General features: G+C 66.6%; 1 pseudogene. It reads left to right on the top strand.

The window, feature by feature from the left end:
- Positions 1–13: 13 nt before the first annotated feature.
- Positions 14–368 (top strand): annotated as a pseudogene (locus L995_RS00810) (hypothetical protein); the annotation flags it as partial.

The following is a 368-nucleotide window of genomic DNA, read 5'->3' as shown; positions in this document are numbered from 1 at the left end:
CCAGCAGGCCGCCATGCCCTACATGGTTGCGCTCATGGACACGCCCTACAAGCGCGAGATCATCGAGGCCCTGCGCGCGGCCGGCTCCCAGGAGAGCCCGGAGCAGGTCGAGAAGCGGATTCAGCAGGAGGTGCAGGCCGCACTGTCCAAGGCCGGGCACGACCTCAAGGCACGCGAGTTGGAGATGAAGGAGCGCCTCACGGATGCTCAGATCAAGAAGGTGATGGCCGACGCCGTACAGGTGGGCGTGCAGGCCGCCTTTTCGGCGATGCAGGGCGGGGCACAGGTCGCCATGAATCCTGCCATCGCACCCATTGCCGACGCCATCATGCAGGGCGCGGGCTACCAGAAGCCCAATCCGGACGCGG

Origin of the sequence: Delftia sp. ZNC0008 (assembly GCF_000799035.1) — a bacterium.
GTDB lineage: Bacteria > Pseudomonadota > Gammaproteobacteria > Burkholderiales > Burkholderiaceae_C > Comamonas > Comamonas tsuruhatensis.
The sequence above is the reverse complement of the archived record's forward strand: the minus strand, read 5'-3'. Positions and strand labels throughout refer to the sequence as shown.